Origin of the sequence: Desulfurivibrio modestus, from assembly GCF_044068625.1 — a bacterium.
Classification (GTDB): Bacteria; Desulfobacterota; Desulfobulbia; order Desulfobulbales; family Desulfurivibrionaceae; genus Desulfurivibrio.
The window spans coordinates 40,930-48,546 of sequence record NZ_JBIPKH010000017.1; the positions used below are offsets into that span (position 1 = coordinate 40,930).

General features: G+C 61.5%; 10 protein-coding genes. All 10 read left to right on the plus strand.

The features are described from left to right. Nucleotides 1-49: 49 nt before the first annotated feature. Complete coding sequence (locus ACHHRT_RS10640; protein WP_395499759.1) at nt 50-1,513, plus strand: SLC13 family permease; 1,464 nt, start codon at nt 50-52, stop codon at nt 1,511-1,513. Nucleotides 1,514-1,581: 68 nt separating this feature from the next. Beyond that, nucleotides 1,582-1,965, plus strand: coding sequence for an SgcJ/EcaC family oxidoreductase (locus ACHHRT_RS10645; protein ID WP_395499749.1), 384 nt, complete (start codon nt 1,582-1,584; stop codon nt 1,963-1,965). Between the two features lie 7 nt (nt 1,966-1,972). Continuing rightward, nucleotides 1,973-2,485, plus strand: coding sequence for a Na+/H+ antiporter subunit E (locus tag ACHHRT_RS10650; protein ID WP_395499750.1), 513 nt, complete (start codon nt 1,973-1,975; stop codon nt 2,483-2,485). A 3-nt stretch (nt 2,486-2,488) separates the two neighbouring features. Then, nucleotides 2,489-2,848, plus strand: a complete 360-nt coding sequence (locus ACHHRT_RS10655) for a monovalent cation/H+ antiporter complex subunit F (protein ID WP_395499751.1) — start codon at nt 2,489-2,491, stop codon at nt 2,846-2,848. Continuing rightward, entirely contained in the window at nt 2,838-3,215 is a 378-nt protein-coding gene (gene mnhG / locus ACHHRT_RS10660) for a monovalent cation/H(+) antiporter subunit G (protein ID WP_395499752.1), read from the plus strand. Before ACHHRT_RS10655 ends, mnhG begins: the two co-directional genes overlap by 11 nt. 10 nt (nt 3,216-3,225) lie before the next feature. Next, a complete protein-coding gene (locus ACHHRT_RS10665) occupies nt 3,226-3,489 on the plus strand; it encodes a Na(+)/H(+) antiporter subunit B (RefSeq protein ID WP_395499753.1) in 264 nt (87 codons plus the stop codon). Then, complete coding sequence (mbhE, locus tag ACHHRT_RS10670; RefSeq protein ID WP_395499754.1) at nt 3,486-4,238, plus strand: hydrogen gas-evolving membrane-bound hydrogenase subunit E; 753 nt, start codon at nt 3,486-3,488, stop codon at nt 4,236-4,238. Before ACHHRT_RS10665 ends, mbhE begins: the two co-directional genes overlap by 4 nt. A gap of 3 nt (nt 4,239-4,241) precedes the next feature. Further along, the gene (locus ACHHRT_RS10675) at nt 4,242-4,631 is read left to right on the plus strand and encodes a cation:proton antiporter subunit C (RefSeq protein ID WP_395499755.1); all 390 of its coding nucleotides are present in this window, start codon (nt 4,242-4,244) and stop codon (nt 4,629-4,631) included. Next, the gene (locus ACHHRT_RS10680) at nt 4,628-6,145 is read left to right on the plus strand and encodes a proton-conducting transporter transmembrane domain-containing protein (protein WP_395499756.1); all 1,518 of its coding nucleotides are present in this window, start codon (nt 4,628-4,630) and stop codon (nt 6,143-6,145) included. Before ACHHRT_RS10675 ends, ACHHRT_RS10680 begins: the two co-directional genes overlap by 4 nt. Before the next feature lie 20 nt (nt 6,146-6,165). After that, on the plus strand, nt 6,166-7,617 hold a 1,452-nt coding region (locus ACHHRT_RS10685), incomplete at its 3' end, for a monovalent cation/H+ antiporter subunit D family protein (protein ID WP_395499757.1).

Here is a 7,617-nt window from a genome sequence, read left to right on the forward strand (position 1 = left end):
GTCTGATAGCGCGAAGCAGAAAGCGGCGGCCGCCGGGGAGAAAGTTGGTATGGCCAAGGCGGAGAGCAAGATCGAGTGGTCCAAGTGGTTTTTCATGTTTCTGGGAATGGGGCTCTTCGCCCTGGTTTACCTCTCGCCGCCCTGGCCCAATGCTGTTGATCCCATGGGCAAGGAGTTTATTTTAAGCCCCCAGGGCAAGGCGGCCCTGGCCCTCTTTCTGCTGGCCGGCACCTGGTGGGTCTTTGAAGTGTTGCCCATCGGGGTCACCGGCATCACCATCGGGGTGGTCCAGGCGCTCTTTTTCATCCGGCCGGCCAGCGAGGCCTTCAAGGATTTCATGGACCCCTCGGTCCTCTTTATCTTCGGCTCCCTGGTGATCGGGGCGGTCTTCACCAAGGTGGGGATCACCAAGCGGCTGGCCTACAAGATGCTGGATATTGTCGGCGAGCGGACCAGCATGATCTACCTGGGCTGCTTCGTGGTCACCGCGCTCTTGACCCATCTGATGGCTCACACGGCGGTGGCGGCCACCATGTACCCGTTGCTGCTCTCCATCTACGCCCTTTACGGTGAGGGGGACCGCCCCACCAAGTTCGGCAAGGGGCTCTTTATCGGCATGGCCTTCGTGGCCGGGGCCGGCAGTATCATCACCCTGCTGGGCGCCGCCCGCGGCATCGTCGCCCTGGGCTTTTACCGGGAGATCGTCGGCCGGGAGATCTCCTTCTTCGAGCTTTCCTTCTACATGGCGCCGGTGGGCTGGCTGATGGTCTTCCTGCTCTGGGGCTTCTTCATGATCTTCTTCAAGCCGGAAAAGGCGGTGATTCCGGGGCTGCGGGAAAAGGCCCGGGAGCTCAATGCCGCCATGGGCCCCTTGACCCGCGACGAGAAGCTGGCCGGGATCATCGTCCTGGGGGTTATTGTTTTCCTCTCGGTGCAGTCATTCGTGCCGGCCCTGCAGGCCTTCAACAAGGCGGCGGTGCTGCTGGTCTCCACCATTCTCTTCTTTGTTCTCAAGATTTTGGACATCAACGACCTGGAAGCGGTGCCCTGGAACATCATCCTGCTTTTTGCCGGGGCCATGAGCATGGGCTTCTGCCTCTGGCAGACCGGAGCCGCCGAGTGGCTGGCCATCAACTGGCTGGGCTTTTTCCAGGAAGCCCATTGGTTTGTCTTTGTGATGAGCATCGCCTTCTTTGTTCTGCTGATGACCAACTTCATCATGAACGTGGCGGCCATTGCCATCTCGGTGCCGGTCTCCCTGGTGGTGGCCCCCTATCTGGGGGTGGCTCCCGAGGTGATCGTCTTTGCCGCCCTGGTTACCGCCGGCATGCCCTTCCTGCTGCTGGTGGGGGCGGCCCCCAACGCCATCGCTTACAACTCCAAGCAGTTCACCAGCGGTGAGTTCTTTGCCGCCGGCATTCCGGCCTCGATTCTGCTGATGGCGGTGGTCGGTCTGGCGGTGATCCTGATCTGGCCGCTGATGGGGATGCCGGTGACCGTGCCGACCCCCTGACCCTTAATGGGCCGGGGGATTCCCCCGGCCCATTGGCTTTTCCAACCAACTTGACGCGAGGCTCGAACATGAAATACGACCAGGAGATCTCCGCCCTTTTCGACGCCTGGAACCAGGCGATCCAGAGTGGTGACCCCGACAAGGTCACCGCCCAGTACGCCTTCAACGGCATCCTCTTGCCCACGGTTTCCAACCAGGTGCGCCACAACCACACCGAAATCAGGGACTATTTTGTTCATTTCCTGGCCAAAAGGCCCAAGGGCACCATCAACGAAAGCAATATCCGGGTCTATAATGATATTGCGATCAATTCGGGGGTTTACACTTTTGATTTCACCCCGCCGGAAGGTGAGCCCTTCAGCGTCACCGGCCGTTACACCTTTGTTTACCAGTGGCTGGGCAACCAGTGGCTGATTGTCGAGCATCACTCCTCGATGATGCCGGAGAAATAAGCCCGCCATGGCTGCCGTCGTTACCTTTTGCGTGATGTTCGCCTTCTGGGTGGTGATGTCCGGGAAGCTTGATCTTTTCCATCTTGGGATGGGGGTGATGGCCAGCGCTCTGGTCAGCTGGCTTTCCCATGATCTGCTCTTTTCCGGACATACCAAAACCCTGCTGGGCACCCTGGGCGAGATCGGCCGTTTTCTGCGCTACACCGGCTGGCTCTGCTGGCAGGTGGTGCTGGCCAATGCCCATGTCGCCGGGCTGTCCCTGTCGCCCCGGGCCATGGAGCGGATCGACCCCCGGATTATCCGTTTCAAGACCGTACTCAAGACCGATTTCGCCCGCTTTGTCCTGGCCAATTCCATTACCCTGACCCCCGGCACCACCACCATTCGGATTCAGGATGATACCTTTTACGTCCATGCCATCACGACCGATTCGGAGGGTGATCTGACCGGTGACGGGGCCGGCGGCCCCGGGGAGATGGAGCGCTGGGTGGCCTGGGTTTTCGAAGGGGGTAAGCGTTAAGCCATGGAACAGTTCCTGATTGCGACAGGGGTGGCGATCCTGCTGCTGATGCTGACCAGCCTCTACCGGGTGGTGGCGGGGCCGACGGTGATCGACCGGATTTTGGGGGTCAACGTGATCGGCACCAAGACCGCGGTGCTGATCATCATCATCGGCACCTTAAGCGGCCGGGTGGAGATGTTTATCGATATCGCCCTGGCCTACGCCCTGCTCAACTTTATCACCACCATCGCCGCCGCCCGCTTCTACCAGCGCCAGTCGCAACCGGCCCTGCCGGAGGTGGAGGAGGCCGAGCCGGCCCCGTCGGCCCCGCCGACAGTTGAACATCCCAAGGCCACCGGGGAGGGTTCCCATGCTGCTTGATCTCGTGGTTGTGGTGCTGATGGCCTGCGGCCTGCTGCTCTTTCTGGCCACCACCGTGGGCCTGTTGCGTTTTCCCGATTTTTATACCCGGGTCCATGCCGCCGGCAAGGGGGATACCCTCTCCACCGTGCTGATGCTGGGCGGACTGATCCTCTACCTGCTGCGTGATTTCAACGGTGAAACGGCACTGACCGCCGTCAAGCTGTCGCTGATCGTCTTTTTCGTCTTTATCGCCAGCCCCACCGCCACCCACGCCATCATCGACGCCGGCTACGAGTCCGGGGTGCCCTACTGGACCAAACGTAAAAGCGGGGACCGGGATGATTACGACGGCCCCGAACGGCGGCGGCAAGACCGGCAGATTTAGGGAGATAACCATGATCTGGGACGCGAGTTTGCTCTGGCAGTTCGATCTGCTGATTCTGCTGATGATGGTGATCTGCGCCATTGCCGCCCTCTCCCTGAAGGATCTGGTCAGTTGCGCGGTGGTCACCGGGGCCTACAGCTTTCTGATCTGCCTGATGTGGACCGAAATGATGGCGGTGGATGTGGCCTTCACCGAGGCAGCGGTGGGGGCCGGGATCAGCACGGTGATCATTCTGGGCACCGCCCAGTTTATCAAGCGGAGGAGCAAGGATTGAAACGGCTTACCTTAATCATTCTGGTGGCCTGCGCCCTGCTGATGCTGCTGGCGGTTTCCGAGCTGCCCGACTGGGCCGACCCTGCCTCTCCAGCCAGCATCCACCTGTCGCCTGGGTTCATCGAGCAGGCCTATGAGGCCACCCATACCCCCAACGTGGTCACGGCGGTGCTGGCCGACTACCGGGGTTACGACACCATGTTCGAAACGGTGGTGGTCTTCCTGGCCGCCCTGATTATCATGATTATTTTGCGCCGCACCCCCCATCGGCGCTTCTGCAAGATTCTGCCCCATCGCCCCCAGCGCAAAGGGCGCGACACCGTGCTCAGGGGGGCGGCCCAACTGATTATCCCGGTGATGCAGATTTTCGCCCTCTATGTTCTCGGCCACGGCCATTACAGCCCCGGCGGCGGTTTCCAGGGCGGGGTGATCTTCGGGGCCAGCTTTATCCTGCTGGCCTTGTGCTACAACCTGGAATTCACTTTGTCCCGGTTCCGGGAGCGGATCGTCCTTTTCTGCTGTGCCGGCGGGGCCCTGCTTTACGCCGGGATCGGCGCCCTCTGTCTGGGCATGGGCTGGAACTTCCTGGGCTATGCCGCCCTGGCCGGAATTTTGGGAGTCTCCGAGGCCATGGCCCGCTCCCACGGTATTCTACTGGTGGAGGTGGGGGTGGGGATCACGGTAATGGCGGTCATGGTTTCGATCTATTACGATCTCGCCTCCGGCGGGGATATGTGTGAGGGGCTGTAGGGCATGGACGAACTGTTTCCCTTTATCATCGCCAAATATAACTACTGGGCCTCCCTGGTCCTGCTTTTCATCGGCCTTTACGGGATGATCGCCAAGAACAATCTGATGAAGAAGATCATCGGGATGGTGATCTTCCAGACCGCCATCCTGCTCTTCTACGTCTCCATCGGGGCCAAGCAGGGGGCGTCGGTGCCGATTCTGCTCTTCTCCGCGGATCATCAGCCGCTGCTGGAAGCCACCGCCTACGCCAACCCCCTGCCCCATGTGCTGATGCTCACCGCCATCGTGGTCGGGGTCGGTACCCTGGGGGTAGCCCTGACCATCCTCCAGAAGATTCAGCGGGTACACGGCACCATCGAAGAGGATGAGGTTCTGGAGGATCTGCGCCAATGATTGATCAGGCTCCCGCCCTCATTGTTATTATTCCACTGCTGGCCGCTCTGCTGCTGGTTCTTGCCACCCCCTTGGGGTCGCGCTTTGCTTACGGGATGCTGGTAACCGCCCTGGCCGCCACCCTGGCCGCCACCCTGGCCACCCTCAACCTGGTGGTGGCCGCCAACCAGGCGGTCCACTACCGGATGGGCGACTGGTTGCCCCCCCACGGTATCGAGCTGGTGATCGATCATCTCAGCGGGGTGGTGCTGGTGCTGGTGGCCGGTTGCGCCCTGCTCACCGCCATCTACTCGCTGCGCACCGCCGAACAGGACAACCCCGACCGGCTCAACCAGTATTACTCCCTCTTCGCCCTGCTGGTCACCGGCCTGCTGGGGATGGTGGCCACCGGCGACGTTTTCAACCTCTACGTCCTGCTGGAGATTTCGGCGCTTTCCAGCTACGGGCTGCTGGCCCGGGGCCGGGGGCCGGCCTATTACGCCACCTTCAAGTACCTGATCGTCGGCACCATCGGGGCCTGCTTCTATCTGCTGGGGGTGGGCTACATCTATATCATGACCGGTTCGCTCAACATGGCCGACCTGGCCGAGATTCTCAGCCGGCCCGAGCTGCAGGAGTCGGTGAGCGTCAAGATCGGCTTTACCCTGATCATCCTGGGGGTCTGGATCAAGATGGCCCTGTTTCCGCTCCATGCCTGGTTGCCCAACGCCTACAGCAAAGCGGGCACCACCACCGCCTGCCTGGTGGCCCCGTTAATGACCAAGGTCAGCGTCTATATCATGCTGCGGATGATGTTCACCGTCTTTTCCGCCGACTATATCTTCAATCAGATCGCCTGGAGTGAGCTGGTGATCTGGCTGGCCTCGGCGGCGGCGGTGATCGGGATGGGCACCGCCCTGGCCCAGCGGGATCTGCGTAAAATGCTGACCTACATCATCGTGGCCGAAATCGGTTACATGGCCGGGGGGGCCTGGCTGGCCAACACCGCCGGCTTTACCGGTACCACCTATCACATCCTGGCCGACGGCCTGATGACCCTCTGTCTTTTCATGGCGGTGGGGGCCATTATCTACCGGACCGGCGAGAGTTCGGCGGCGGCCATGCAGGGGATTTTCCGGCGGATGCCGATTACCGCCGTGGTCTTTCTGATCGGGGCCGCCTCCATTGTCGGCGTGCCCCCCACCTGCGGCTTTTTCACCAAATGGTACCTGATCCAGGGGGCGGCCCAGGCCGGGGCGTGGGTTTTTGTCGCCGCCCTGCTGATCGCCAGTCTGCTGGCGGCGGTGATCTTCTTCCGCCTGCTGGAGATCGCCTTCTTCGGCCAGCTGGATGAGGCCGGCGTCGAGGCCCATGGTCACGGCCATGGCTCGGCCCCCAAGATTATGATGGCCGAAGCCCCGCTTTCGATGCTGCTGCCCATGGTCTTTACCGCCGCCGCCTTGATCGGGCTGGGGCTTTATACCAACGAAGTGGTCACCTATTTCATCCGCTGGTCGATACCGGCGGGCTTTTAGAAAGGAGCAACCGCAACTTCATGTTCTCCGAGCCGTTTTATCAGATCGCGCCGGTGATCGCGCTGTGCGCCTCGCTGGCCGCCGTACCCTTGATCGCCCTGAGCGGTCGCCGTCCCAACCTGCGCGAGTTCTGGACCTACGCCGCGGCGGCCCTCAAGTTCGCCATGGTTCTCTCCCTGGCCGGCTGGATTTTGGCCGGCAACGTGGTCGAGATCGACCTGGTGCGGGTGCTGCCGGAGCTGTCGATCAGTTTCCGGGTGGACAGCTTCGGCATGGTTTTCGCCTTGGTCTCCTCCTTTCTCTGGATTGTGGCCGCCACCTATACCATCGGTTATATGCGGGGCCTGGACGAACACGCCCAGACCCGTTTTTTCGCCTGTTTCGCCCTTTCGATCTGCGCGGCCATCGGGGTGGCCTTTGCCGGCAACCTGCTCACCATGTACATCTTCTACGAGATGCTCTCGCTCTCCACCTACCCCCTGGTCGCCCATCACCAGGACAAGGAGGGCAGGGGCGGGGCCCGCAAGTATCTGGCCTTTCTGCTGGGCGGCTCGGTGGGGCTGGTGCTGCCGGCGATGATCGTGATCTTCGCCCTGGCCGGGACCCTGGATTTTGCCGATAATATCAGCACCGGCATTATCCCGGCCGGGACCGGCGACACCATGGTGGCCCTGCTCTTCTTCGCCTGCCTCTTCGGCTTCGCCAAAAACGGAGTGATGCCGATGCACGCCTGGTTGCCCGGCGCCATGGTGGCTCCCACCCCGGTCTCCGCCCTGCTCCATGCGGTGGCGGTGGTCAAGGTGGGGGTCTTCTGCACCACCCGGGTGATGCTCTACGTGTTTGGCGTCGATCTGATGGATGATCTCAACCTGGGGATCATCACCGCCTATATCGTCTCCTTCACCATTCTGATGGCCTCGATCATCGCTTTAACCAAGGATAATCTCAAGGCCCGGCTGGCCTACTCCACCATCAGCCAGCTCAGCTATATTATCCTGGGGGTGGCCCTGCTGGCCCCGGCGGCGGTGGAGGGGGGGCTGATCCATATCGTCAACCACGCCTTTGCCAAGATCACCCTCTTCTTCTGCGCCGGCGCCATTTATGTGGCCACCCATAAGAAGAATATTTCCGAGATGGGGGGCCTGGGCCGGGTGATGCCCTTCACCTTCGGAGCCTTCGCCATCGCCTCGCTGTCGATGATCGGGGCTCCGCCGGTGGGAGGTTTCGTCACCAAATGGTATCTGCTGGTCGGAGCCCTGGACGCCGCCCAGCTGGCGATCATTTTCGTGCTGCTCAGTTCCACCCTGCTCAACGTGGGCTATTTCGCCCCCATCACCTACAAGGCCTTTTTCGGTAAACCCCCGGCCGGGGAAGTTCATGCCGGCGGGATCAAGGAGGCGCCCCTGATCATGGTGGCGCCGATTATGCTGGCCGCGCTGATCTCTCTTCTGCTGGGGCTTTATCCCGGGCTG

Excerpts from the sequence above, each read along its gene's own strand:
- ACHHRT_RS10640 (WP_395499759.1), top strand. The coding sequence starts at position 50 with ATGGCCAAGGCGGAGAGCAAGATCGAGTGGTCCAAGTGGTTTTTCATG.
- ACHHRT_RS10645 (WP_395499749.1), top strand. The coding sequence starts at position 1,582 with ATGAAATACGACCAGGAGATCTCCGCCCTTTTCGACGCCTGGAACCAG.
- ACHHRT_RS10650 (WP_395499750.1), top strand. The coding sequence starts at position 1,973 with ATGGCTGCCGTCGTTACCTTTTGCGTGATGTTCGCCTTCTGGGTGGTG.
- ACHHRT_RS10655 (WP_395499751.1), top strand. The coding sequence starts at position 2,489 with ATGGAACAGTTCCTGATTGCGACAGGGGTGGCGATCCTGCTGCTGATG.
- mnhG (WP_395499752.1), top strand. The coding sequence starts at position 2,838 with ATGCTGCTTGATCTCGTGGTTGTGGTGCTGATGGCCTGCGGCCTGCTG.
- ACHHRT_RS10665 (WP_395499753.1), top strand. The coding sequence starts at position 3,226 with ATGATCTGGGACGCGAGTTTGCTCTGGCAGTTCGATCTGCTGATTCTG.
- ACHHRT_RS10675 (WP_395499755.1), top strand. The coding sequence starts at position 4,242 with ATGGACGAACTGTTTCCCTTTATCATCGCCAAATATAACTACTGGGCC.
- ACHHRT_RS10680 (WP_395499756.1), top strand. The coding sequence starts at position 4,628 with ATGATTGATCAGGCTCCCGCCCTCATTGTTATTATTCCACTGCTGGCC.